This window comes from Loktanella salsilacus (assembly GCF_900114485.1).
Classification (GTDB): Bacteria; Pseudomonadota; Alphaproteobacteria; order Rhodobacterales; family Rhodobacteraceae; genus Loktanella; species Loktanella salsilacus.
The window spans coordinates 14,399-37,340 of sequence record NZ_FOTF01000008.1 but is presented as its reverse complement, the minus strand read 5'-3'; the positions used below and the strand labels follow the sequence as shown (position 1 = coordinate 37,340).

At 60.5% G+C, this 22,942-nt stretch carries 25 protein-coding genes; 14 read left to right on the top strand and 11 right to left on the bottom strand.

Going from position 1 to position 22,942, the window contains the following annotated elements; translation table 11 throughout:
• Window positions 1-14: 14 nt before the first annotated feature.
• Together BM131_RS08700 and puuE are read right to left on the bottom strand one after the other, a co-directional pair.
• Window positions 15-497 (bottom strand): ureidoglycolate lyase, encoded by a 483-nt coding sequence (locus BM131_RS08700; RefSeq protein ID WP_090188436.1) that lies wholly within the window; start codon window positions 495-497, stop codon window positions 15-17.
• A complete protein-coding gene (gene puuE / locus BM131_RS08695; RefSeq protein WP_090188435.1) occupies window positions 494-1,897 on the bottom strand; it encodes an allantoinase PuuE in 1,404 nt (467 codons plus the stop codon). Before puuE ends, BM131_RS08700 begins: the two co-directional genes overlap by 4 nt.
• A 67-nt stretch (window positions 1,898-1,964) precedes the next feature.
• On the opposite strand from puuE, the gene BM131_RS08690 reads away from it, so the two are divergent.
• The gene (locus tag BM131_RS08690) at window positions 1,965-3,185 is read left to right on the top strand and encodes a urate hydroxylase PuuD (RefSeq protein ID WP_090188432.1); all 1,221 of its coding nucleotides are present in this window, start codon (window positions 1,965-1,967) and stop codon (window positions 3,183-3,185) included.
• A 15-nt stretch (window positions 3,186-3,200) separates the two neighbouring features.
• Here BM131_RS08690 and BM131_RS08685 read toward each other — a convergent pair whose 3' ends face one another.
• Window positions 3,201-3,803 (bottom strand): LolA family protein, encoded by a 603-nt coding sequence (locus BM131_RS08685; RefSeq protein ID WP_090188430.1) that lies wholly within the window; start codon window positions 3,801-3,803, stop codon window positions 3,201-3,203.
• A gap of 193 nt (window positions 3,804-3,996) precedes the next feature.
• Here BM131_RS08685 and dps point away from each other — a divergent pair, with 193 nt between their 5' ends.
• Window positions 3,997-4,476 carry a DNA starvation/stationary phase protection protein Dps gene (dps, locus tag BM131_RS08680; RefSeq protein WP_090188427.1) on the top strand — a complete coding sequence of 160 codons (480 nt, stop codon included), beginning with the start codon at window positions 3,997-3,999 and terminating at the stop codon, window positions 4,474-4,476.
• Between the two features lie 53 nt (window positions 4,477-4,529).
• Here the strand turns inward: dps and BM131_RS08675 are convergent, their stop codons facing one another.
• The gene (locus BM131_RS08675) at window positions 4,530-5,114 is read right to left on the bottom strand and encodes a transglycosylase SLT domain-containing protein (RefSeq protein WP_090188425.1); all 585 of its coding nucleotides are present in this window, start codon (window positions 5,112-5,114) and stop codon (window positions 4,530-4,532) included.
• 208 nt (window positions 5,115-5,322) lie between these two features.
• Here BM131_RS08675 and hspQ point away from each other — a divergent pair, with 208 nt between their 5' ends.
• The gene (hspQ, locus tag BM131_RS08670; RefSeq protein ID WP_090188422.1) at window positions 5,323-5,649 is read left to right on the top strand and encodes a heat shock protein HspQ; all 327 of its coding nucleotides are present in this window, start codon (window positions 5,323-5,325) and stop codon (window positions 5,647-5,649) included.
• A gap of 47 nt (window positions 5,650-5,696) precedes the next feature.
• On the opposite strand, the gene BM131_RS08665 is transcribed toward hspQ, so the two are convergent.
• Window positions 5,697-7,274, bottom strand: coding sequence for a gamma-glutamyltransferase family protein (locus BM131_RS08665; RefSeq protein WP_090188419.1), 1,578 nt, complete (start codon window positions 7,272-7,274; stop codon window positions 5,697-5,699).
• Between the two features lie 234 nt (window positions 7,275-7,508).
• Here BM131_RS08665 and BM131_RS08660 point away from each other — a divergent pair, with 234 nt between their 5' ends.
• From BM131_RS08660 to BM131_RS08650, 3 genes are all read left to right on the top strand, one after another.
• Window positions 7,509-7,970, top strand: a complete 462-nt coding sequence (locus tag BM131_RS08660; RefSeq protein ID WP_090188416.1) for a GAF domain-containing protein — start codon at window positions 7,509-7,511, stop codon at window positions 7,968-7,970.
• The gene (locus BM131_RS08655; protein ID WP_090188414.1) at window positions 7,967-8,587 is read left to right on the top strand and encodes a LysE family translocator; all 621 of its coding nucleotides are present in this window, start codon (window positions 7,967-7,969) and stop codon (window positions 8,585-8,587) included. The genes BM131_RS08660 and BM131_RS08655 overlap by 4 nt, the downstream gene beginning before the upstream one ends.
• Window positions 8,588-8,655: 68 nt before the next feature.
• Complete coding sequence (locus BM131_RS08650; protein ID WP_090188411.1) at window positions 8,656-9,546, top strand: homocysteine S-methyltransferase family protein; 891 nt, start codon at window positions 8,656-8,658, stop codon at window positions 9,544-9,546.
• A gap of 58 nt (window positions 9,547-9,604) precedes the next feature.
• Here the strand turns inward: BM131_RS08650 and BM131_RS08645 are convergent, their stop codons facing one another.
• From BM131_RS08645 to BM131_RS08625, 5 genes are all read right to left on the bottom strand, one after another.
• On the bottom strand, window positions 9,605-10,984 hold the full coding sequence (locus tag BM131_RS08645; RefSeq protein ID WP_090188408.1) for a S41 family peptidase: 1,380 nt from the start codon (window positions 10,982-10,984) through the stop codon (window positions 9,605-9,607).
• A 12-nt stretch (window positions 10,985-10,996) separates the two neighbouring features.
• Window positions 10,997-12,097: a murein hydrolase activator EnvC family protein gene (locus tag BM131_RS08640; protein ID WP_090188405.1), complete on the bottom strand. Its 1,101-nt coding sequence runs from the start codon at window positions 12,095-12,097 to the stop codon at window positions 10,997-10,999.
• Entirely contained in the window at window positions 12,094-13,623 is a 1,530-nt protein-coding gene (gene gpmI, locus BM131_RS08635; protein ID WP_090188402.1) for a 2,3-bisphosphoglycerate-independent phosphoglycerate mutase, read from the bottom strand. The genes BM131_RS08640 and gpmI overlap by 4 nt, the downstream gene beginning before the upstream one ends.
• Before the next feature lie 131 nt (window positions 13,624-13,754).
• The gene (locus tag BM131_RS08630; RefSeq protein ID WP_090188400.1) at window positions 13,755-14,543 is read right to left on the bottom strand and encodes an exodeoxyribonuclease III; all 789 of its coding nucleotides are present in this window, start codon (window positions 14,541-14,543) and stop codon (window positions 13,755-13,757) included.
• 9 nt (window positions 14,544-14,552) lie between these two features.
• Window positions 14,553-15,548, bottom strand: a complete 996-nt coding sequence (locus BM131_RS08625; RefSeq protein WP_090188397.1) for an asparaginase — start codon at window positions 15,546-15,548, stop codon at window positions 14,553-14,555.
• Between the two features lie 181 nt (window positions 15,549-15,729).
• Here BM131_RS08625 and BM131_RS08620 point away from each other — a divergent pair, with 181 nt between their 5' ends.
• The 3 genes from BM131_RS08620 to BM131_RS08610 all read left to right on the top strand — a co-directional run bounded on the left by BM131_RS08620 (window position 15,730) and on the right by BM131_RS08610 (window position 18,693).
• Window positions 15,730-16,263 (top strand): invasion associated locus B family protein, encoded by a 534-nt coding sequence (locus BM131_RS08620; RefSeq protein WP_090188394.1) that lies wholly within the window; start codon window positions 15,730-15,732, stop codon window positions 16,261-16,263.
• 99 nt (window positions 16,264-16,362) lie between these two features.
• Window positions 16,363-17,544, top strand: coding sequence for a dual-specificity RNA methyltransferase RlmN (rlmN, locus tag BM131_RS08615; RefSeq protein WP_090188392.1), 1,182 nt, complete (start codon window positions 16,363-16,365; stop codon window positions 17,542-17,544).
• 222 nt (window positions 17,545-17,766) lie between these two features.
• On the top strand, window positions 17,767-18,693 hold the full coding sequence (locus BM131_RS08610) for a sulfotransferase family protein (RefSeq protein ID WP_175499240.1): 927 nt from the start codon (window positions 17,767-17,769) through the stop codon (window positions 18,691-18,693).
• Window positions 18,694-18,792: 99 nt separating this feature from the next.
• Here the strand turns inward: BM131_RS08610 and BM131_RS08605 are convergent, their stop codons facing one another.
• Window positions 18,793-19,638, bottom strand: a complete 846-nt coding sequence (locus BM131_RS08605) for an LOG family protein (RefSeq protein ID WP_090188387.1) — start codon at window positions 19,636-19,638, stop codon at window positions 18,793-18,795.
• Window positions 19,639-19,719: 81 nt separating this feature from the next.
• Here BM131_RS08605 and dapD point away from each other — a divergent pair, with 81 nt between their 5' ends.
• The 5 genes from dapD (at window position 19,720) to dapE (ending at window position 22,846) form a co-directional block, all read left to right on the top strand.
• Window positions 19,720-20,547 carry a 2,3,4,5-tetrahydropyridine-2,6-dicarboxylate N-succinyltransferase gene (gene dapD / locus BM131_RS08600; RefSeq protein ID WP_090188385.1) on the top strand — a complete coding sequence of 276 codons (828 nt, stop codon included), beginning with the start codon at window positions 19,720-19,722 and terminating at the stop codon, window positions 20,545-20,547.
• Entirely contained in the window at window positions 20,547-20,837 is a 291-nt protein-coding gene (locus BM131_RS08595) for a hypothetical protein (protein WP_090188383.1), read from the top strand. Before dapD ends, BM131_RS08595 begins: the two co-directional genes overlap by 1 nt.
• Before the next feature lie 90 nt (window positions 20,838-20,927).
• Window positions 20,928-21,176, top strand: coding sequence for a GlsB/YeaQ/YmgE family stress response membrane protein (locus BM131_RS08590; RefSeq protein WP_090188380.1), 249 nt, complete (start codon window positions 20,928-20,930; stop codon window positions 21,174-21,176).
• Between the two features lie 111 nt (window positions 21,177-21,287).
• Window positions 21,288-21,632 carry a hypothetical protein gene (locus tag BM131_RS08585; protein WP_090188817.1) on the top strand — a complete coding sequence of 115 codons (345 nt, stop codon included), beginning with the start codon at window positions 21,288-21,290 and terminating at the stop codon, window positions 21,630-21,632.
• Between the two features lie 65 nt (window positions 21,633-21,697).
• A complete protein-coding gene (gene dapE, locus BM131_RS08580) occupies window positions 21,698-22,846 on the top strand; it encodes a succinyl-diaminopimelate desuccinylase (protein WP_090188378.1) in 1,149 nt (382 codons plus the stop codon).
• Window positions 22,847-22,942 lie beyond the last annotated feature (96 nt).

The following is a 22,942-nucleotide window of genomic DNA, read 5'->3' as shown; positions in this document are numbered from 1 at the left end:
CCCCGAAGATATTTTTAACCAGAAGAAAGCTGGACCGTGAAGGGGGCCACGGTGTGTTCCTGCAGGTTTGCGCCGCTGCCGATGCGGTCCACCACCGCAAATAGGCCGGGGGCGTGCAGGGGGGTCAAGACACCGTGCCAAGTGCCGCGGTGCAGATTGATCGCCTGACCGGGCTTCGTGATGAAAGCCTGCGGCGTGCCGGGGCTGCCGTCCTCATCCGGGGCGACGATGACCAAGAACGGATGCTGCGTCATCGGGATAAAGGCCTGCGATCCGTCTGGATGTCGTTCCAGCAGGTCGCAGGTGTAGGGCAGGGTGCGGGGCTGCGCATTGAAAATGCTGATCCCTGCGCGACCATCGCTGAAATCCATCTGCGCCCGGTCATGATACCGCCCGCACAGGCCTGCATTGATCAGCTTGTCCGGCGCGCCGCTGGCGTCCATCACGTCGCCAAAAGGCGCAAAGCCTGATGCGGTCAAAGGCTGCGCGATAATCACATCACGGCCTGCAGGCGCAGTGCGGCAATCCGTTCGACTTGGGCGCAGGCGGTGGCGAACTCTTCCTCGACCGAGTTTTGCAGCCGCGTCTCGAATGCGCGCAAAATGCTGTCCTTGGTGTGGTCGCGCACGGCGATGATGAAGGGAAAGCCGAACTTTGCGACATAGGCGGCATTCGCTTTTTGAAACGTATCCCGCTCTTCGTCCGTCAGCGCATCCAGTCCGGCAGAGGCTTGCTCTGCCGTGCTATCCGCCGTCAGCCGTTCTGCTGCGGCCAGCTTGCCTGCAAGGTCAGGGTGGGCGCGTAGGACCTTTAGGCGATCCGCTGTCGCCGATGACCGAAAGGCACGGGCCAATGCGTTGCCGACACCGATTGCGCTGTCATGCGCTGCGCCCAGTTCCATGCCATGCGCCCGCTCTGCCACCCAAGCTGAGTGTTCGTAGATGCCGCCGAACTTGACCACGAAATCCGCCTTGGCCATCTGGCTGGGGCGATCCCACCGGACGTGGGGATGATGGGTGCGCCAGTGGTCTGCGATCTGTTCGCGCGTGGCAAACCAAACGCCGTCATGGGTGCGGGCGTAGTCGATAAACTGGCGCAGCGCTTCTATCCGGCCGGGGCGGCCGACCAGACGGCAATGCAGGCCGATCGACATCATCTTGGCCTGACCTTCAACGCCTTCGCGGTACAGCGCATCAAAGCTGGCGCGCAGGTAGTCGTAGAACTGATCGCCAGCGTTAAAACCCTGCGGCGTGGCAAAGCGCATGTCGTTGCAATCCAGCGTATAGGGCACAACCAGCTGATCGCGCGCGCCAATTTCCATCCAATAGGGCAGGTCGTCCGCATAGCTGTCGGCAAGGTAATCGAACCCTTCCTCTGCCGCGAGCCGCACGGAGTTTATAGACGCACGCCCCTGATAGAACCCGCGCGGGCGTTCCCCCGTCACTTCAGTATGCAGGCGGATGGCGCGCTGGATATGGGCGCGCTCGGTTTCTTCGTGTGCGTCTTTGTATTCGATCCATTTCAACCCGTGAGAGGCGATTTCCCACTGGGCGTCCTGCATCGCAGCCACCTGATCGGGGCTGCGCGCCATGGCGGTCGCCACGCCAAACACGGTGATCGGCAGATCCTTGAGCAGCCGGTGCAGCCGCCAAAACCCGGCCCGCGCGCCGTATTCATAGATGGTTTCCATGTTCCAGTGCCGCTGACCGGGCCAAGCCGCCGCGCCCACGATCTCTGACAGGAATGCCTCTGACGCTGCATCGCCGTGCAAAATGTTGTTTTCGCCGCCTTCTTCGTAATTCAAAACGATCTGAACTGCGATTTTTGCGCCGTTTGGCCACTTCGGGTCTGGCGTTTGGGCACCATAGCCGATCATGTCGCGGGGATAGCGGGTCATGTTGGGTCTTTCCCTTTGGTTTACCTGTTTATACCGTCAAATCCGAGGCATGCGAGAGGGCAAACAGATGTATGATATGGCAATTTTATGGGAATGGCTCGCCTTTGCCGTGCGCTGGACCCATGTCATCACTGCAATCGCGTGGATCGGGTCCAGTTTCTACTTTATCGCGCTCGATCTGGGGTTGAACCGCAACATTCCCGGCCCGGCAGATGGTGAGGAATGGCAAGTCCACGGCGGCGGATTTTACTATATCCAGAAGTATCTTGTCGCGCCCGACGCCATGCCTGCGCACCTAACTTGGTTCAAATGGGAAAGCTACGCAACCTGGCTGTCTGGTTTTGCCATGCTGATGGTGGTCTATTGGGCTGGCGCGAACCTGTATCTGATCGATCCGGCCAAGGCTGATCTGGCGATCTGGCAGGGCATCTTGATCTCTGCTGCCTCGCTCGCTGTCGGCTGGGTGATCTATGATTTCCTGTGCAAATCCCCGCTGGGCGAACGTCCCACTACGCTGATGCTACTGCTGTTCATGATGCTGGTCGTGATGAGCTACGGCTACAACCAAGTCTTTACCGGCCGCGCTGCGCTGCTGCATTTGGGCGCGTTCACCGCCACGATCATGACCGCGAACGTGTTTCTGATCATTATGCCAAACCAGCGCATCGTGGTCGCTGACCTACAGGCCGGGCGCAAGCCTGACCCCAAGTATGGCAAGATCGCAAAGCTGCGCAGCACGCATAACAACTATCTGACGCTGCCCGTGATTTTCCTGATGCTGTCGAACCACTATCCGTTGGCGTTCGGCACCCAATATGCGTGGATTATCGCCACCCTGGTGTTCCTGCTGGGCGTCACGATCCGACACTACTTTAACTCGATGCACGCGCGCAAAGGGCAGCCAACGTGGACGTGGGCTGCGACGGTTATCATCTTTATCATCATGGCGTGGCTGTCGTCCTTCCCCGGTCACGACACCTATGAAAATGCCGAAAGCCGCGCCCTGACCGCGACCGAGCAGCGCTTTGCCGCAGCGGATGGGTTCGAGGATGCTGCCCAAATCGTGCAAGGACGCTGTTCCATGTGCCATGCCCGCGAACCTGTCTGGGACGGTATCCGCTGGGCGCCAAAGGGTGTGTTTCTGGAAACAGACAGCGATATCGCCAAACATGCCGGGCAGATTTATGTGCAGGCGGCGATCAGCCATGCGATGCCGCCTGCAAATGTAACAGACCTTAGCGACGCGGACCGTCAGACCTTAGCCCGCTGGTTCCGCGCCGCGTCTTAATTATTGACCCCGACCTTATTGACCCCGACGCCGCATCTCGGCTTCGATGTTGAACTGCGCATCACCGATGCTGCCGCCCTTGACCAGATCGTTCAAGATCACGGTCGTCTGCTCTCCTACGTCATCGGTCACGATCCACTGACGCAGCTCTACCGGGTTTGCCGTGAACACTAACTGAATGTTGCCATATTCCGGGTGCGCCGGGTCCTGCGCCGTGATGGTCGTCTTGGTGCCGTCTGACGTATGGCCCGTCACCATCCGTGCCTGACCCAAATTCACGTTCCGCTCTAGAATGATGTTCAGCGGCGTTTGGTTCAGTGGATAGCGATCTGCAGGGGTGTTGGACTTGGGGTCAAAGACCGCCACCTGTCCGCCGCCCGCCATCACCAGCGAATTGTCCGGCGCGTTGTATTCAAACCGAATGCGGCCAGGGCGCTTGATGTAGATCTGCCCGGTGGACAGCGTGCCATCGCCGTTGATCTGCGTGAAGCCGCCTTGGGCTGTCTGCATCTGGTTCAAGTAGGCGGATACTTCGTTCAGGGACAATTCCTGCGCCTGTGCGGCACCGCCTGCGACAGCCAAAGCGGCAGCAGAAAGAAGGAGTGTACGTCTGTTCATGGCTTTCACCTATAGTTGCTTGACCACCGACATAGGGCCGCCGGGGTCCCTCTTCCATGCCGATATCGCGTTTGACATGCGATAACGCCCCCCGGTCAGCGACTAACCGCCCCCTTGGGAACTTAAATGCGGGCTTTGCATTGTACAGGTGAAGCGGCGCAAGACTCCGCCGCCAGAATATAAGGAATTTATCATGCCAGACGTATTCGTTGCCGGCCTTGACGGCCAGACCCGCAAAAAAGCAATCGCCATCCTGAACGAAAACTTGGCCGAAGTGATCGCCCTGACGCTCGCCGTCAAGCAGGCGCATTGGAACCTGAAGGGCGCAGGCTTTATCGGCGTGCACGAACTGCTGGACGATGTTGCTGATCGCCTGCGTGACAGTGCGGACCTGATGGCAGAACGCGCTGTAATTCTTGGCGGCTTTGCCCGCGGCACGCTCGAAGTTGCTGCCGAAACAGCCAAGATGGACGCCTATCCCGTCGAAGAAGAAGACATCAACGCCCACATCAAAGCGTTGAAAGATCGTTTCCTGACTGTTGGCGAATCCGTCCGCAAAGGTATTGCCGATGCAGGCGACGCCGGTGACGAAGACACCGCAGATATCATGACCGAGGTCAGCCGCGCGATCGACAAGGACGCTTGGTTCATTGGTGCCAACGCAACGAAGTAAGCACGTCCGGCAAAACAAAAGGCGCGCTGCCCTCGCAGCGCGCCTTTTTTATATCATCGCTTCCGGCAGGACCGTAGCTGCGCATCATATAGCAGCGCGCGGGCCTCGACCTCTCCGGCGATGCGGATCAGCCAGCTTTTGCTGCGCCACGTTCCACGCATATAGCCGGACCGCCCATCGTGATAGGCAAGATACTGATTGCGCACATCTGTCAGCGGCACACCGGTTTCGCGCACCGTCGCGGTCATATACCAGCCCATGAAATCAGACGCGGCGTTAATGTCTTCGCGCTTGGCACGGCTACCGCCGACTTGATCCTGATACTCTTCCCAAGTGCCATCCAGCGCTTGGCTATAGCCGACAGCGGACGACTGACGCCCGACGGGAATCACCCCTAGCGCATATTGATGCGGCGGGCGATTGTTGCCGATAAATTTCGACTCTTGGTAAATGATCGCCATCATGGCGGGCATAGGTACGCCGTATTTCTGCTCTACCTTCTTGAACGCACGCCGATATTCGGGCCGCTCTGATAGGATCGCACAGGCGTTATCTAGGTCGCGCGGGGCCGAATACTCGCGACTAGCGCAAGAGCCCAGTAACGCCAGAAATACCAGTGCGCGAAGGAAACTGCTCATTTGCCTCTCGCTCTTCTTTTATATTTTTTACCACGCTATCCGAAACGCGCGGCTTTGTGAACGATTAAGGCCGCAGCCTGCGTTCACGTTTTTTCCAGCCGGCGGGTCCTTGCCGTCACCTACAGACTGTTTCCGCATTAACCGCACGGCAAATGTGGACTTTTTGGGGCAGCTGCGTTTAGTAACGATTCTGGGGGTAGTTGCATCTATGTTTAAGACGCGCGCGAAATATCATCTTGGACAAGTCGTCCGTCATCGCAAACACCCGTTCCGGGGTGTGGTATTCGACGTGGATGCTATGTTTTCCAACACCGACGCTTGGTACGAGGCGATTCCAGAGGAATCGCGCCCTGCCAAGGATCAGCCGTATTACCACCTGCTCGCGGAAAACGACCAAAGCTTCTACGTGGCCTATGTGTCCGAACAGAATCTTGTCGCCGACTATTCCGGCGAGCCTGTCGAACATCCCGACGTGCCAGAGATTTTCGGCCCGTTCGAGGACGGCCTTTATCCTCTGCAAGTCCAGATGAACTAACGAAAAAAGCGGGCCTAGGCCCGCTTTTCGCTTTTAGTATTCTAGCTTCAGTATCCGAGGGCGCAGCCGTCTTTGCGCGGATCAGATCCACCCTGCAAGACCCCGTCATCCCGCAATAGAATCGCCTGTGCCCCGCCGATCGCCGTCTCTGGGATCACGACCTCATGCCCCAGATCAGACAGCTCGGCGCGGACTGCGTCGGAATAGCCCCGCTCGACCTTCAGGTGTCCCAGCTCTGCAAAGCTGCGCGGCGCGTCGATGGCAGCCTGCGGCTCTAGCCCGAAATCGGTGACGTTGGTGACGAATCGGGCATGCCCGGTGGACTGATAAGCCCCGCCCATCACGCCAAACGGCATCATCGTCTTGCCGTTCTTCTGCAACATGCCCGGAATAATCGTGTGCATCGGACGCTTGCCCGGTCCGCCCTCGTTGGCGTGACCTTCCTCTAGGCTGAAACCGGCGCCACGGTTTTGGAACAGAATCCCGAACTTGTCCGATGCGATCCCCGATCCGAAGCCGTGGAAGATCGAATAGATCAGCGATACCGCCATGCGATCCTTGTCGACCACGGTGATATAGATCGTGTCCTTATGGATCGCCTCTGCCCCGGGCAAACCGCCGGGCAAAGCCTTGGCGGGATCAATCAGCGCAGCCAGCTTCTTGGCTGTGTCCATCGACAGCATGTGGTCCAGCCGCGTCATGTGATCCGGGTCCGACAGGAACCGGTTACGCGCATCATAGGCCAGCTTCGTCGCTTCGGCCTCGATATGCACGCGCTGGGCACCCCAAGGGTCCATGCTGGCAATATCGAACTGGGACAGGATGTTCAGCAGCAGGATCGCCGTCGCGCCCTGACCGTTTGGCGGATGCTCATACAGATCCAGCCCGCCATAGCCGCCCTGAATGGGATCACCCCAAGTGGACTGCGTCTGCGCAAAATCATCAAGGCTATGCACGCCGCCCATCGCATTCAGCGATGCGACCATATCTTCGGCGACTTCGCCCTCGTAGAAACCAGCGCGGCCCTCCATTGCGATCCGGCGCAGCACCTCTGCCTGCTTTGGCGCACGGAACATTTGACCGGGTTCCGGCACCTTGCCGTTTACCATGTACAGATCGCGCGCCGCACCTTGCAGCACACCTTCGTCATTGGCCCAATCGAACGACACACGCGGGCTGACCGGGACGCCAGCCTCTGCGTAATGGATCGCCGGGGCCAGCACGGCCTTTAGCCCCAGCTTGCCCCAGCCCTTGGACAACGTGCAAAACGCATCAATCGCGCCCGGAATAGTCACGGCAGCCGGGTCATTCAGCGGCACAACTTTATGGCCCTTGCCGCGCAGATCACCGGCGGAATAGGCAGCAGGCGCACGGCCCGATCCGTTCAGTGCGTGGATCTTATCCGATCCCGGCGGCGTCATCAGGATAAAGCAATCGCCCCCTATTCCTGTCATCTGCGGCTCGCAAATGCCCAGCAGCACCGCGCCTGCGATAGCGGCGTCAACGGCGTTGCCGCCAGCCTCTAGCATTTGGATCGCGACCTTGGCCGCCAGTGGGTGCGACGTAGCGCACATGCCGTTCTCGGCATAGGTGGGTGACCGCCCCGGTATCTGAAAATCGCGCACGTCTTCTCTCCCGTTTAGCTTTGACTGAATGGTCAATGATTTTGGGAGGAAAGACAATCACACTTTTGGGAATGTGTCCGGCACCGCGCTACTGGGTGGGGGCATTAAAACGCGGTGCCGATATAGCTTTGCAGCCACGACCCAACGTTGCGTTGCGGCAGAGTCTATATGGCGGCGCGTATAAGGTCTTTTTGGGGCTTTTTCGGGCGCAAATAAGGCGCTACGCCAGTGCGCATGAAACATGTTGATTACACCGACCTAACCCGCACCATTGCGTCCCTGACCGAAGGCGAAGATGACACCGTTGCCCTTATGGCGACCCTCGCCTGCGAGGTGCATCAATCCGACGATCGCTTTGACTGGACCGGGTTCTACCGCGTCACCGCGCCAGAGCTGTTGAAAATTGGCCCATACCAAGGCGGCCACGGTTGTCTTGTGATCCCCTTTAGCAGGGGTGTCTGCGGCGCCGCTGCGCGTACGGGGCAGGTGCAACTTGTGCCCGACGTTGACGCCTTCCCGGGCCATATCGCCTGCGCGAGCTCGACGCGGTCCGAAATTGTCCTGCCTGTCGTCAATAGCGCAGGCAAATTGCTTGGCGTCTTTGACATCGACAGCAACCTGCCCGACGCCTTCACTGGGGCCGACGCTGATGCACTAACTGCGATCCTCGCAAGCACATTTGCCAACGCGCAATGACCTATCAAGCCTGGACAGTCTTCGCCCTGTTCTGGCTTGTTTTCGTCACCACGCCGGGGCCAAACGCGGTGAACTGCATTACCAACGGCATGGCCCTCGGCTTCTGGCGCGCTTTGCCCGGAGTCGCGGGCATCCTCACCCAGGCGTGCCTATTTCTGACCCTGTCCGCGCTGGGCGTGACCGCACTTCTGACCGCCTCGCCCATCGCGTTTACAGTCGCGAAGCTGGTTGGTGCAGGCTTTTTGATCTGGACCGGCATCCGCGGCTGGCTGCGCGCCGCAACCCCGCCAAAACAGGACACAGGCGGGCCGGGCAGCATCTATGGCCGCGCGTTCTTGATCGCGACGATCAACCCGAAATCGGTCGTGGGCTACTTGGCCGCGTTTACGCAATTTGTGCAGCCGGACGTGCCCATCATGGCGCAGATGTCAGTCATTGTGCCCACCGCTTTGACCCTGACCGCAGCCAGCTACTGCACCTATACCGCGCTGGGCGCAGGCCTTGGCCGCGCAGCACTTGGCGCAGTCTTTAACGTCTGGTTTCGCCGCCTGCTGGCTCTATGTTTCATCATCTACGGCCTGCTTTTGGGCTTTGCCCACACCCCAACGCGGGTTTGATCCCGTCGGGGTTGCCGCCACACCAGATTTCAGCCAATCAAACGGCGCATAAAAAGGCAGACACGCATATGACCGATATCACTCTTCTTGACGGCGGCATGGGGCAGGAACTTGTCCGCCGCGCGGGCGATGCGCCGACGAATCTGTGGTCCACCCAAGTGATGATCGACCATCCCGGTTTGGTGCAGCAAATCCACGCTGACTACTTCGCCGCCGGTGCCACCGTGGCCACCACAAATACCTACGCGGTCCACCACGATCGCCTAAAGGGCACCGCGTTCGAGGATCAGTTCGACACCCTCCTCTCCGCCGCTGTGGCAGAGGCGCAGGCCGCCGTTGCCGCCCACGGATCAGGCCGCATCGCAGGCAGCCTAGGCCCGCTGATCGCCAGCTTTCGTCCCGACGTCCACCCCGCCTATGATATCGCTAAACCGCTTTACGCGGAGGTCGCGCAAAAGATCGCGCCTGCTTGCGATATCATCATCTGCGAAACCGTCGCGTCGCTGGCCCACGCCCGCGCCGCGATGGACGGTGCATTGGAAGCAGGCAAGCCGGTCTGGCTGTCGATCACCGTCGATGACACCGACGGCACCCGCCTACGCTCTGGCGAGCCGGTCGGCGGTATCCTTCCCATCGCCAGCGAGGGGGCTGCGGCCATCCTCGTGAATTGCTCCGCGCCAGAGGCGATCCACGCCTCCCTTGCCATCCTGTCACGCGGATCGTTGCCCTGCGGTGCTTACGCCAATGGGTTCGAAAAGATCTCTGCCGACTTCCTGAAAGATAAACCCACCGTCGATGCCCTGACCAGCCGCGATCTGTCGCCCGCCGATTACGCCGCCCACGCCATGCGCTGGATCGACGCCGGGGCCACAATCGTCGGCGGCTGCTGCGAGGTTGGTCCCGCCCATATCCGCGCGCTGGCGCAGGCGATCACTGACGCCGGCCACACCATCGTCTAAAACGCAAAACGCCCCGCCAGATCACTGGCGGGGCGTTTTGGCATTCATTTAGCGCAGATCAGTTTCCGGCAGACGACGCATCCGTCACTGTAAGGTCCACTTTCACCTGTGGGCCCAGTGCATGAAGACCCTTCAGAATATCAATGGCATAGGCCAGCTGATAATCGTCATCACGCAGCTTTGCGGCCTCTTCAGCCCGCGCGCGGTCCTCTTCGATCTGTTTGATCTCGTCCTCGGTCAGACTGTCGTTCGACAGCGTGCCGCGCAGATCAGCCTCTGACCGCATGGTGGACGCTGCTTGATCCTCTTCCGTCTCGTCCGACGGCACAGGCATTGGCTGCTCCACGATGATATCGGGCGAAATGCCTAGGTTCTGGATCGACCGACCCGATGGCGTGTAATACCGCGCCGTGGTCAGACGCATCGCGCCATTGCCCTGCAGCGGCACAACGGTCTGGACCGATCCCTTACCAAACGACTTCGTGCCCACGACAATCGCCCGGCGGTGATCCTGCAACGCACCCGCCACGATTTCAGAGGCAGACGCAGAGCCGCCGTTGATCAGCACGACCATCGGCAAGCCGCCCGCCAGATCACCGGGAGTCGCATTGTAACGGTCGCCATCAGCCGCAGCGCGGCCACGAGTCGACACGATCTCGCCGCCCTCTAGGAAGGCGTCGGACACATACACAGCCTGGTTCAGCAAACCGCCCGGATTGTTGCGCAAATCCAGCACGATCCCGTCAAGGTTTTCGATTCCGCCGGCCTCTTCGATCTGCTCTTTCAAACCCTCTTCCAGATTGGGGAAGGTCTGCGCGTTGAACGTCGTTACGCGCAGAACAGCGGCCTTACCTTCGGTTCGGGCGCGCACGGCGGTCAGCTTGATCGTGTCGCGAATGATCGACACGTCAAACGGCTCTGTCGATCCTTCGCGCACGACTGTGATAATCACCTCGGACCCAACCGGTCCGCGCAGCAGTTCCAGCGCCTCGTCCAGCGTCAAACCCAGCACGTTTTCACCGTCCACAGCGGTGATGAAATCGCCCGCCATCATGCCCGCGGCCGCCGCAGGCGTGTCGTCAATCGGCGACACAACTTTTACCCAGCCTTCTTCTTGCGTCACTTCCAGACCCAGCCCGCCGAATTCACCGCGCGTCTGCACCTGCATGTCTTTGGCGTCGTCTTCCGACAGATAGGAAGAATGTGGATCAAGCGACGTCAACATCCCGTTAATTGCGGCCTCGATCAGCTTCTTATCGTCCACGTCTTCGACATAGCCTTGACGGATCCGCTCAAAGATATCGCCGAACAGGTCAAGCTGCTCATAGACATTTGCGTCCGCGGTCGCGGTTTGGGCGATCAGCGGCCCGGCAAACTGCGTGGTGGCCACAAGGCCCAACACAGTGCCACCGGCGGCGGCCATCATTAGCTTCTTCATGCGCGTTCCTATCTAGTCCAGTGCAAACCAGGTGCCTGGGTTGACCGGACTTTGCCCGTCTCTGACCTCAAGATAAAGGGTCTGTGTCGCTGCTGGGGCCGTTCCGGGCGTTCCAGCAGTCAAAATCGCGTCAACATCCGGCAAATCTCCGCCCAAAAGCCCCAGCGGTGTCCCTGCAGGCAGCACTTGGCCGGCCTCGCCGTACACCTCTGCCAGCCCGCCGATGACGAACAACACGTCCTGCGCGGGTTCTAGGATGATGACATTGCCGTAATCCAGTAGCGGCCCGCGAAACAGCAGCGTCGCGGCAACCGGAGTCGTGACTAACGCTCGCGGCCGCGCCGCAATGACCACGCCGGGCCGCGCAATCCCCGCCGCATCCGCCGTATTATAGGCGCGCAAAACGGTGCCCTGCACCGGCAATGCCAGATCGCCCTGCGGGATTAACTCTGGCGCGGCCACATCGACGCTATCTGCCAGCGCATCGGCAAAGGCCGCAAGCGTATCCGTGCTCGCCATCAGCAGCGCGGTCTGAACGCTGTCCTCTGTGTACCGCTGCGGCAAATCCGTGCGATCCGACACCGCTGCCGATAACGCTGCCCGCGCCTCTTGCGCGCCCTGAAGCCCATCGCCCAGCGTATCGGCAGCACTTTCCTGAAGCGCTTGCAACAACGCAAGCTCCTGCAACTGCCCCTTCAAATCACCAACCTTGGCCTGCAGGGCAGGGGTCACATCCGCGACCAACATGCCCGACCGCGCCGTGCCGAGCGGCCCCGACGGATGCAGCAGCAAAAGCGGCGCAGGTGCGTTCCCAATCGACGCCAGCACGCCAAGCAGTTGCGACACCTCGGCCTGCCGCGCGTCCATCTGCGTCTGCAGCGTATCGCGCCGGATCGCCACGCGCCGCATCCCGTCACGCAGCGCGATCAAGCCGTCCTCATAGGCGCGCACGGTCTCGGTCAGCGCGGCGACGCGGTCCCGCGATCCACCCGCCGCATCCAGCTGTACCCGCGCAGCCGCCAGCCGCGCCGCGGCCTGCGTGGCTGCATCGCTCGGGCTTTGCGCCGCTACTGGCCCTGCCAGCAGCATCAGGATCGCGGCAAGGCGTATCAATCAATCAGGCTCCGGCCAGTCATTTCTTCTGGCTGCGGCAGACCCATCAGCTGCAACAACGTCGGTGCCAAATCCGCCAGCCGCCCGTCATGAATGGTCGCCCCCGCAGGACCGCCATACAGGATCACCGGCACAAGGTTCGTTGTATGCGCCGTGTGCGGCCCGCCCGTCACCGGATCGACCATGGTTTCGCAATTGCCGTGATCGGCGCAAACCACCATTGCGCCGCCTGCCTTCTCTAGCGCGTCCAGCACACGGCCAAGGCCACGGTCCACTGCCTCGCAGGCCGCAATCGCTGCGTCCAGATCCCCGGTATGCCCCACCATATCGGGGTTGGCATAATTCGTGACGATCAGATCATAGCCCTTTTCAATCGCGGCCACGAAATCATCCGTGACCTCTACTGACGACATCTCTGGCTGCAAATCATAGGTCGCCACTTTGGGCGACTTCGGCATCTCGCGGTCCTCGCCTTCCTCGGGCACTTCCTTGCCGCCGTTCAGGAAGAACGTGACATGCGGATACTTTTCCGTCTCGGCCAACCGGAACTGCGTCTTGCCATGCTTTGACACCCATTCGCCCAGCGTGTTTCGAATATCGCGCTTGGGAAACACGGCGTCGAACCAATCCACATGGCGGTCCGAATACTCTACCATCCCTAGCCGCACCGCCAGCTCGGGCATTTCTCGCGCAAAGCCGTCGAAGCCCGGATTGCCGATCGCCTCCAGTATCTCTCTCGCCCGGTCCGATCGGAAGTTGAGGCAAAACAGCCCGTCCGCAGGTTGCATCCCGTCGTAATCGCCAATCACCGTGGCAGGAATGAACTCATCCGTCTTGCCATCCGCATGCCCTTGCGCAATCGCATCCTGCGGCGTCTGCGCCACGGCCACACCCTTGCCCAAAGCCATCGCGTCAAAGGCCGTCTGCACGCGCTCCCACCGATTATCCCGGTCCATCGCATAGTACCGGCCCGTCACTGTCACGACCTGCGCACCGCTTGGCAGCTTATCCAGCAAGTCGGCCATAAACGCGGGACCAGAGGACGGTGCCACGTCGCGCCCATCCGTAATCGCGTGAATAACAACCGGAATCCCCTGCGCCGCCAGCAACCGCGCCGTTTCCACCAGATGCGCAACATGCCCATGCACGCCGCCATCGGACACGACGCCCATCAAATGCGCCCGCCCGCCAGTGTCCTTCAGCCGTGCCGCAAAATCGCGAACGCCCTGCTGCTCGGGATAAGAGCCATCCTCAATCGACAGATCAATCTGCCCCAGATCCATCGCCACCACACGGCCCGCGCCGATATTGGTGTGCCCGACCTCAGAGTTTCCCATCTGCCCCTTTGGCAATCCCACATCAGGCCCAAAAGTCACAAGAGTCGCATGCGGGCAGGTCGCCATGAGCCTGTCAAAGTTCGGCGTGTTGGCCAGCACAGGCGCATTTGCCTCTGCACTGTCACGCAATCCCCAACCGTCCAGAATGCAAAGGACAACGGGCTTCGGTACGGACGCGGTGATCGACATGGCAACTCTCCTTCAACTTCACAGATGACCTAACGCAAACTTTAGCCTCAGAAAACTGCCGTTCTCATTCACCTTGCCTGAAATACTCCCGCCGGAGGCATCCGCATTTTCAATGAAAATTCGGAAAAGAGCTACAGATCAAACGTCGCGAACACCGGCGCGTGGTCGCTGGGTTGCTCCCACCCGCGCACATGCCGCAACACGCGGCTGGAATGCGCTGCACTGGCGATGTCGGACGTAGCCCAGATGTGGTCCAATCGCCGCCCTTTATCAGCCGTGTCCCAGTCGGCAGCACGGTAAGACCACCAGCTATACAGGTTCCCTTGCGGAATATCCTGCCGTGTCACGTCCACCCAAGCGCCCGAGTCCTGCACCTGTGCCAGATGTTCCACCTCAATTGGCGTATGGCTGACGATCTTCAGCAGCTTCTTGTGATCCCAAACGTCGTCTTCCCGCGGTGCGATATTCAGATCGCCCACCAGAATCGCCTTTTCCGGCCGCGCGGCATGGAACGCGTCGCGCATATCTGTCAGGTAATCCAGCTTCTGGCCGAACTTGTCATTGATTTCGCGGTCCGGCTTATCGCCGCCTGCGGGGACGTAAAAGTTGTGCACTGTCACGCCATTGCTCAACCGGCCCGCAATATGCCGCGCATGGCCCAGCCCCGCGTAATCCGCAGCGCCGACCTCCTCGATCGGCATCTTGGAAAAGATCGCGACCCCGTTATAGCCCTTTTGCCCGCGCCCAATCATATGGGTGTAGCCAAGCGCCTGAAACGTCGCGACGGGGATCTTGTCCAGCGGGCTTTTGCATTCCTGCAGACACAGCACGTCCGGCGCCTCATCCGTCATCAGCTGGGCCACCAGCCCTTCGCGCAGTCGGACAGAGTTGATGTTCCAAGTGGCAAGCGTGAATGTCATGTCAGATCCTTACAGCAGTGCAGCGACGGGCTTGATGTGGCCGCACAATGTGCCGCGCCAGTTGCGAATTTCAGGCACCATACGGGCCTTGGTCGCTGGATGATCTGCGTCTAGCACGCCCAGTTTCACCAGAATGGCCGCAATCGCCGCCTCTGACGCGCGGGTGCTGCCATCGGTGATCTTGAGCGCAACGCCCATCCGCTTTTCGGGGATGATCGCGACGAACACCGCCTCGGCCCCCGTCTTGATCGCCACGCGCCCATCCATCGCCCGCATCAGGTCGGTGCAAGCGCGCGTCTCTCCGGCGACCAGCTCTGGAAACGCCGTCATCGCATCGCGCAGCCGCACCGCTGCTTTGGACCGCGCATCGCTGCGATCATGCGCCGTCGCGAAAAAGCTCATCGCGCGGGCCAGACCATGCACCGATGTCGCAAAGTTCGGGGCAGAGCAGCCGTCGATCCCGTAACCGGGGCTTGTCTCGCCCGTCACATCCTCAAACGCGGCTTTGCCCGCTTGCTGAACCGGATGGTCCAGCAGCTCATAATCCGCCGCCCCGCCCAGATGGCGGTTCAACGTCAAAAAGCCAGCATGCTTGCCAGAGCAGTTGTTGTGGATCTGGTAAGGCGCGGCATGGGCGCGAATGATCTCGTTACGTGCCGGAATATCGCCGGGCCACTGCGGCCCGCAGCGAAAATCGCTATCCGACAGCCCCAGCGTATCCAGCCAGACCTGCACGCGGTCGGTGTGAATATGCGCGCCCTGATGCGACGCACATGACAGCGCCAACTGCGCGACTCCCAGCCCGTGCGCATCTGCCGCACCGCTTTCGATCAGCGGCAGCGCTTGGATCATCTTGCAGGACGAGCGCGGGAAAATCACCGCCTCTGCGTCACCCCAAGCCTCGATCACCTCGCCATCCGGGCCGCAGACAACAGCGTGCCCTTGATGGACCGACTCTAAAATGTCGCCGCGCCAGACTTCGACCAGATCAACAGGACCGCTCATGGGGTATTTCCTTTCATCGCGCCGCCCACGGCATTGTGCGTTTATGGGGGCTTTGCAGTTTGGGCGATTTTTTGCTAGGACCATGGCTATCGCGTTGAACTCAGACCCGCCAGACGAAAAGGTTGTTAAAACCCCACCGCGGGACGGACAGAGGCAAGGGCAGCTTGGAGGCCTATTTAAAATGATTACGACGACATTTCGCACCCTGACACTCGTAGCAGCAACGCTGCTTGCAACGCAGGCGGGCGCACAGGCAACGACAGACAACCTCGTTGCGGCCAACACGGACTGGAGCACATTCGAGGCGGAAAATCCGCGCGAGTGCATCAGCACTTCCGCACCAAAGCAAAGCCTGCTGACCGACAGCGCGGGCAATGCGACTGATGGCCGCCGCGGCGACATCTATCTGATGGTGTTCTACCGTCCTTCGGAAAACGTGAAGGGCCAGATCATGTTCACCGGCGGCTACCCCTTTGCCCCCGGATCGACCGTCAATTTGAACGTCAGCGGAACCACCTTCGAGCTGTTCACCGAAGGTGAATACGCGTGGCCCGCCACACCAGAAGACGACGCTAAAGTCGTCGCCGCGATGAAGCGCGGCTCTGACGCAGTGCTCAAGGCGCGCTCTGGCCGGGGTAACATCACGACCGACACCTTCTCGCTCTCCGGCTTTACCGCCGCTGTGGAAGAAGCCGCCAACCGCTGCGCCGGTTAAGATTTTTCACAGAAAAATCGAAGGGCCCCGGTTTTCACTTGGAAACCGGGGCCTTTTGCCTATATCAGCCTCGCTTTATTGCCCGAAAGGTCCACTGCCATGACCGCCACTGCGCCCATCACGCAAGACGTCCACACGATCCCGCGTAAGCTGCCCGACGGGCCGCAGAACCTGATCGGGATGACCCGCGATCAGATGCGCGACGCGTTGATCGCCGCAGGCACGGCGGAAAAGCAGGCCAAAATGCGTGTGAACCAGCTGTGGCAGTGGCTTTATCACTGGGGCGTGCGTGATTTTGCACTGATGACGAACCTTGCCAAAGACTACCGCGCCATGCTGGCCGATACCTTTGTCATCGAACTGCCAGAGGTCGTCACCCGCCAAGTCAGCACTGACGGCACGCGCAAATACCTTGTCCGCATTGCTGGCGGCCACGAGGTTGAAGTCGTCTATATCCCCGAATCCGATCGCGGCACGCTGTGCATCTCGTCCCAAGTCGGCTGCACGTTGACCTGTTCCTTCTGCCACACCGGCACGCAAAAACTGGTCCGCAACCTGACCCCCGCCGAAATCGTCGGCCAGATCCTAGTTGCTCGCGATGACCTTGGCGAATGGCCAGAGCCGGGGCAGGGCACCGGTGATAATGGCCCGCGCATGTTGTCGAACATCGTCCTGATGGGCATGGGCGAGCCGCTGTATAATTTCGAAAACGTCCGCGACGCGATGAAGATCGCGATGGACGGCGAGGGCATCGCCCTGTCCCGCCGCCGTATCACGCTGTCCACATCCGGCGTCGTCCCCGAAATCGCCCGCACCGCGCAGGAAATCGGCTGCCAACTGGCCGTCAGCTTTCACGCGACAACGGACGAGGTGCGCGACACGCTGGTCCCGATCAACAAGAAATGGAACATCGAAGCCCTGCTCGACGCCCTGCGCGTCTATCCCAAGGTCTCGAACTCCGAACGGATCACCTTTGAATACGTGATGCTGGACGGCGTAAACGACAGCGACGAAGACGCCCACCGTCTGGTGAAACTGATCGAGGGCATCCCCGCCAAGATCAACTTGATCCCCTTCAACGAATGGCCCGGCGCGCCTTACAAACGCTCCTCCGGCAACCGCATCCACGCCTTTGCCGACATCATCTACAAGGCTGGCTACGCGTCGCCCGTCCGCAAGCCGCGCGGTGAGGACATCATGGCCGCTTGTGGTCAGTTGAAGTCCGAGACAGAGCGCGCCCGCAAAAGCCGCAAACAGATCGAGGCCGACGCAGGGCTCTAACTGACCGTTGCGCGGGGGCCCACAACTGGGATCACTGCGCAACGAAACACGGACGACTGCATGTGACCGCCTCGGCCGCGACCAAACAGCAATAGATGCGAATAGTATCCTGACGGATACGTGTTGGCGGCCTATCCCGATGGCGCCGCGCGTATCCGAATGGGATTAAATCAATCCGTCTGCGAATGTGCGCTTCGGATAGGTTCCGGGTATTCTGTTGTCATGAATGCGCTAGACCCCGCCTCCTTTCCAGATTTCTTTATCGTCGGTGCGGCCAAGGCTGGCACGACGGCTGTCTGGCACTGGCTGCGACAGCACGAAAACGTCTTTCTTCCTGATGTGAAAGAGCCGGGATACTTCGCCTTTAACAACGTCTCGGCAAGACCGGAAAAGGGGCCATACGATCCCGCCTATGTCGCGCGCATAACGACCGACTCGAAAAGCTACAGCAGTCTTTATCGTGCCGCAGGTTCGCGCCTAAAAGGGGACGCCTCGCCCTTCTATCTTAGCCATCCTCCTGCGGCATATGCGATCGCCCGCGTGCGCCCTGATGCCCGGATCATCGTCATCCTGCGCAATCCGGTCGAACGGGCGTTTTCGCAATACCTGCATCATGTGCGCGACGGATTGGAGCCATCCCGCAGCTTTGAAGCCGCCCTTGACGCAGAGCCGCACAGATTGGCAAACCGTTGGAGCGCGGCCTACGGTTATGTGGCCAATGGTCACTATCCTGTGCAGATCGCACGGTTTCTGGCCGTTTTTCCAAAAGATCAGGTGCTGTTTCTGGAATACGGTGCGCTGCAATGCGATCCAGAAGAGAGTTGGGGCAGGATATGCGACCATCTCAATCTTCACCGTAGGCCAATCGTTTTAAGTGACCGGGTCAATGCGACATCGACCTTGTCGCAGGTGCCTGGCAGACCGGGCATCAGTCGTCACCTGACCCATCCCGGGCCGATCCAGTCCACCTTGAAGAAAATCATTTCACCTCAGATCAGAACCCGGATGCGCCAATATCTGGAAGGCCCCGGAAAAGCGGTCCCGCGCCTTTCCGACGCGACGCGCGCAGCCCTGACGCAAAAATACATGCAAGACAGGCCCCAGCTAGAAGCGCTGGTTGGGGCGTCGCTAGACCATTGGTATGCCTGATTCGTCAGGCTGGCACGAAAGGGGCTTTGGCCCGTTTCGTGCCAGCCCTTGAAGAGTGTCTTGCGGGACAGCCCAAATAGACTGCCCTGCAAGCCTTGGTCACCGCCCCGGAATATCGCGGCGCTTTTTGCCCTTGTCGTCCCAGTCATCCAGCGCGGCAATTGCCTCCTCGGCGGTTTCGACAAAGCGGAACAGCTTCAGATCGTCCTGCGCAATCGTTCCGGCATCGGCCAGCGCCTGCCAGTTGATGATGCCTTCCCAGAACGCCCGCCCGAACAGCAGAAACGGCACGCGGGCCATGCGGCCGGTCTGGATTAGGGTCAGCGCCTCGAACATCTCGTCCAGCGTCCCGAACCCGCCGGGGAACACGCACACCGCAGAGGCGCGCATCAGGAAGTGCATTTTGCGGACCGCGAAGTAGTGGAAGTTAAAGCACAGCTCCGGCGTCACGTATTCATTCGGCGCCTGCTCGTGCGGCAGCACGATGTTCAGGCCAATCGACTTGCCGCCCGCTTCTTGCGCGCCGCGGTTGCCCGCCTCCATCACGCCGGGGCCACCGCCTGTGGCGATGATATTCTCGCAAGGATCTTTCGCCAGCGACCGTTCGGTGATGAGCCGGGCAAACTTACGGGCCTCGTCGTAATACTTCGTCAACTCCGCCAGCGTCTCAGTCCGCGCTGTCGCCTTGTTCACCGGATCAGGAATCCGCGCCCCGCCGAAAAGCACGATGGTGGATTTCACCCCGGCTTCGTTCATCAACAGCTCTGGCTTCATCAACTCTAGCTGCAGGCGCACGGGCCGCATATCTTCGCGCGCCAAAAAAGCGTCGTCCGCAAAGGCCAGCGCATAGGACGGCGCGCGGGTCTGGGGCGTGTCGGGCACCTCCCTCGCGGCGATCATGTCCTCGGTCGAACGGCGGAATTTGTTTTCGTGGTCTTCGGTCATGAAACGTCCTTAAGATTGCGCGGCAGAGCCTCCGCGTCTATAGCCCGTGCCAACTGTCAGAACCAGCAAAGAGGTCCGCCCATGTCCAACGCCGCCCTGGAAACCGCCATCGAATCCGCATGGGACGCCCGTGATACCATCACTACCGCGACCACAGGCGAGGTCCGCGACGCGATCAATGACACCCTGAACGCCCTCGACTCCGGCAAACTGCGCGTCGCAGAAAAGCAGGACGACGGATCGTGGCATGTGAACCAGTGGGCGAAAAAGGCGGTCCTGCTGTCCTTCCGCCTGAACGACATGGAGCCGATCAGCGGCGGCAACGGCGGCACAACATGGTGGGACAAGGTCCCGTCCAAGTTCGACGGTTGGGGCGAAAACCAGTGGCGCGCCGCAGGCTTCCGTGCTGTTCCTGGCAGCATCGTGCGCCGCTCTGCCTATATCGCCCCCGGTGTGGTCCTGATGCCGTCCTTCGTGAACCTTGGTGCCTACGTTGGCGAAGGCACGATGGTTGATGGCTGGGCCACCGTCGGCAGCTGCGCCCAGATCGGTAAGAACGTCCACCTGTCCGGCGGCGTTGGCATCGGCGGCGTGCTGGAGCCCATGCAGGCTGGCCCCACGATCATCGAAGACAACTGCTTTATCGGTGCCCGCTCTGAAGTCGTCGAAGGCTGCATCATCCGCGAAGGTTCCGTCCTTGGCATGGGCGTCTACATCGGCCAGTCCACCAAGATCGTTGACCGCGAAACAGGCGAAGTCACTTACGGCGAAGTCCCGCCCTATTCCGTCGTCGTCGCAGGCACCATGCCATCCAAGAACGGCATCAACCTTTATTGCGCCGTGATCGTAAAGCGCGTCGACGAGCGGACCCGCTCTAAGACCGGCATCAACGAGCTGCTGCGCGACTAATGATCCTAAGCCGCACCTTGGCCCGCCGCACTATCGCGGCCGGGGTGCGGCCTAGCTGGCTTGGCGCTTGGGTGCCGGTCATCTGCGACACTGTCATCCTTCTTGCCTTGCTGATCGGTGCCCTCTGGCTTGGCTACAGCCCGCTGATGGCGCTGCCGATCTGGGCCCGCATCGTCACTCTCTTCGTATTGTTTTTTGCCCCGCTACAACTGGTGCTGATCACGTCCTCTATGTGGGCGACCCGGTCCCGGTGGCAGGACACCACGCCGCCCCAATCCGATCTTCACTGAACATTCACGCTATCGGGAACCATTTCCAAAGCTGAGACGTTCTGTCGCAGAATGCCCCACAGGGGGCAAAAACGCATAAGGAAGATCAATATGGGCTGGCTCGCAGCAATTATCGTCGGTGGCATCGCAGGGTGGCTTGCCGAACAATTCATGAAATCCAACATGGGCCTGCTGGCCAACATCCTTCTGGGGATCGTCGGCGCAATCTTGTTCAACTTTATCTTCGGCACGCTGCTCGGCCTCTATGCCGCTGGCGCTAGCTTTAGCTTTGGTTACTTGATCGTGGGCTTCATTGGCGCCTGCATCCTCATCTGGCTGGCCCGGATGGTCCGCCGCTAAGATTTACGGCTCTGTTATACGGCAAACGGCGCGCAGCACCCCTGCGCGCCGTTTTGCATTTGCACCCAAACCCGCTTGACAGGTGCCGCCATTGGCGCGATGCCACGCGGCATGAATAAACGTACTCAACAGGTTTACACGCTGCTCGTCGAAGTCGGCCGCAGCATTGACGACGGTCTGCCCAAGGACGCGACCGGGGCGGCTCTTATGTGCTACGCCTCTGGCGTGGACGAGGCTGAAGCCGTGCGCGAAACCGTCGCGATCCTGAAGCAGGCCGATCTGTCGCCGCTGGACGTGTCCGGCTACGGCACGCTGGACGAACGCCTTGCCGAAGGCCACGACATCGACGACGCAGAGCGAGAGCTGATGCAGCGCGCCTTGGACGAAAACAGCGTCATTGTCGCGCAGATGACGCCCTTCTTCGGCGACGAAGACGACGACGCAGCAGTCCACTAACCACCAACATTTGCATCCGGCTCGCCGCAGCGCTACCCCTATCGCAACTGCGACAGGAGCTTGCCATGACAACGCCGATTGACCCCGTAGACCTGACCGCGCGCCTCGTGCGCTGCAACTCCGTCACCCCTGCAGAGGGCGGCGCGTTGGTCCTGCTGGAACAACTTTTGACGGAAAACGGCTTCGACTGCACCCGCGTTGACCGCGGCGGTATCGCAAACCTGTTTGCCCGCTGGGGCCGGAAAGGCGCGAACCGCAGCTTTGGCTTCAATGGTCACACTGACGTCGTGCCCATCGGCAACCCGGGTGACTGGACCGTCGACCCCTTCGGTGCGGAAATTAAGGACGGCTTCCTGTGGGGACGCGGGTCCACCGATATGAAATCCGGCGTCGCTGCCTTCGTCGCTGCCGCCTGCGACTTCGTCGCCGAAACCCCGCCCGATGGTGCCGTGATCCTCGCGATCACTGGCGATGAAGAGGCGGACGCTCTCGACGGAACCACTGCTCTGCTGGACTGGATGGCCGCCAACAATGAACAGATGACCGACTGCCTTGTCGGTGAACCCACCAGCCCCAACCACATGGGCGAGGCGATGAAGATCGGTCGCCGCGGCTCTATGACCGCTTGGTTCACCTTTCACGGGCAGCAAGGCCATTCCGCCTATCCCCACCGCGCTAAAAACCCGCTGCCCGCCATGGCCCGCCTGATGGACCGCCTTGCTAGTCATACGCTGGACGATAGCACCGACCATTTCGATCCGTCGTCACTGGCCATCGTCACAATGGACACCGGCAACCCCGCCACCAATGTGATCCCTGCCACCTGCCGCGCTGCCGTCAACATCCGCTTTAACGACGACCACACTGGCGCGGCCCTGACCGATTGGATGCAATCCGAACTGGACGCCGTTGCCGCAGACACTGGCATCCGTATCGAGATGAAGATCAAAATCAGCGGCGAAAGCTTCCTGACCCCGCCCGGCACCCTGTCGGACCTGATCGGAAAAGCTGTCAAAGCGGAAACTGGCAAAACGCCCGAACTCTCCACCTCCGGCGGCACCTCGGATGCGCGCTTCGTCAAGGATCATTGCCCCGTCGTCGAATTCGGCCTTGTTGGCAAAACGATGCATATGGTCGATGAAAAGGTCCCCGTAGCCGATATTATCGCCCTCAAATCGATCTACGCCCGCATCCTGCGCGACTACTTCGCCTAGATCCGCATCATCTGGCCAAAAATACTCCGGGGTCCGGGGCTGGCCCCGGTCCAAGGGCAGCTCCGGATACATGACATAAAACATGGGCGCCCACCT

Excerpts from the sequence above, each read along its gene's own strand:
- puuE (WP_090188435.1), bottom strand. The coding sequence starts at position 1,897 with ATGACCCGCTATCCCCGCGACATGATCGGCTATGGTGCCCAAACGCCA.
- BM131_RS08690 (WP_090188432.1), top strand. The coding sequence starts at position 1,965 with ATGTATGATATGGCAATTTTATGGGAATGGCTCGCCTTTGCCGTGCGC.
- BM131_RS08685 (WP_090188430.1), bottom strand. The coding sequence starts at position 3,803 with ATGAACAGACGTACACTCCTTCTTTCTGCTGCCGCTTTGGCTGTCGCA.
- dps (WP_090188427.1), top strand. The coding sequence starts at position 3,997 with ATGCCAGACGTATTCGTTGCCGGCCTTGACGGCCAGACCCGCAAAAAA.
- BM131_RS08675 (WP_090188425.1), bottom strand. The coding sequence starts at position 5,114 with ATGAGCAGTTTCCTTCGCGCACTGGTATTTCTGGCGTTACTGGGCTCT.
- hspQ (WP_090188422.1), top strand. The coding sequence starts at position 5,323 with ATGTTTAAGACGCGCGCGAAATATCATCTTGGACAAGTCGTCCGTCAT.
- BM131_RS08660 (WP_090188416.1), top strand. The coding sequence starts at position 7,509 with ATGAAACATGTTGATTACACCGACCTAACCCGCACCATTGCGTCCCTG.
- BM131_RS08655 (WP_090188414.1), top strand. The coding sequence starts at position 7,967 with ATGACCTATCAAGCCTGGACAGTCTTCGCCCTGTTCTGGCTTGTTTTC.
- BM131_RS08650 (WP_090188411.1), top strand. The coding sequence starts at position 8,656 with ATGACCGATATCACTCTTCTTGACGGCGGCATGGGGCAGGAACTTGTC.
- BM131_RS08645 (WP_090188408.1), bottom strand. The coding sequence starts at position 10,984 with ATGAAGAAGCTAATGATGGCCGCCGCCGGTGGCACTGTGTTGGGCCTT.
- gpmI (WP_090188402.1), bottom strand. The coding sequence starts at position 13,623 with ATGTCGATCACCGCGTCCGTACCGAAGCCCGTTGTCCTTTGCATTCTG.
- BM131_RS08630 (WP_090188400.1), bottom strand. The coding sequence starts at position 14,543 with ATGACATTCACGCTTGCCACTTGGAACATCAACTCTGTCCGACTGCGC.
- BM131_RS08625 (WP_090188397.1), bottom strand. The coding sequence starts at position 15,548 with ATGAGCGGTCCTGTTGATCTGGTCGAAGTCTGGCGCGGCGACATTTTA.
- BM131_RS08620 (WP_090188394.1), top strand. The coding sequence starts at position 15,730 with ATGATTACGACGACATTTCGCACCCTGACACTCGTAGCAGCAACGCTG.
- rlmN (WP_090188392.1), top strand. The coding sequence starts at position 16,363 with ATGACCGCCACTGCGCCCATCACGCAAGACGTCCACACGATCCCGCGT.
- BM131_RS08610 (WP_175499240.1), top strand. The coding sequence starts at position 17,767 with ATGAATGCGCTAGACCCCGCCTCCTTTCCAGATTTCTTTATCGTCGGT.
- BM131_RS08605 (WP_090188387.1), bottom strand. The coding sequence starts at position 19,638 with ATGACCGAAGACCACGAAAACAAATTCCGCCGTTCGACCGAGGACATG.
- dapD (WP_090188385.1), top strand. The coding sequence starts at position 19,720 with ATGTCCAACGCCGCCCTGGAAACCGCCATCGAATCCGCATGGGACGCC.
- BM131_RS08595 (WP_090188383.1), top strand. The coding sequence starts at position 20,547 with ATGATCCTAAGCCGCACCTTGGCCCGCCGCACTATCGCGGCCGGGGTG.
- BM131_RS08590 (WP_090188380.1), top strand. The coding sequence starts at position 20,928 with ATGGGCTGGCTCGCAGCAATTATCGTCGGTGGCATCGCAGGGTGGCTT.
- BM131_RS08585 (WP_090188817.1), top strand. The coding sequence starts at position 21,288 with ATGAATAAACGTACTCAACAGGTTTACACGCTGCTCGTCGAAGTCGGC.
- dapE (WP_090188378.1), top strand. The coding sequence starts at position 21,698 with ATGACAACGCCGATTGACCCCGTAGACCTGACCGCGCGCCTCGTGCGC.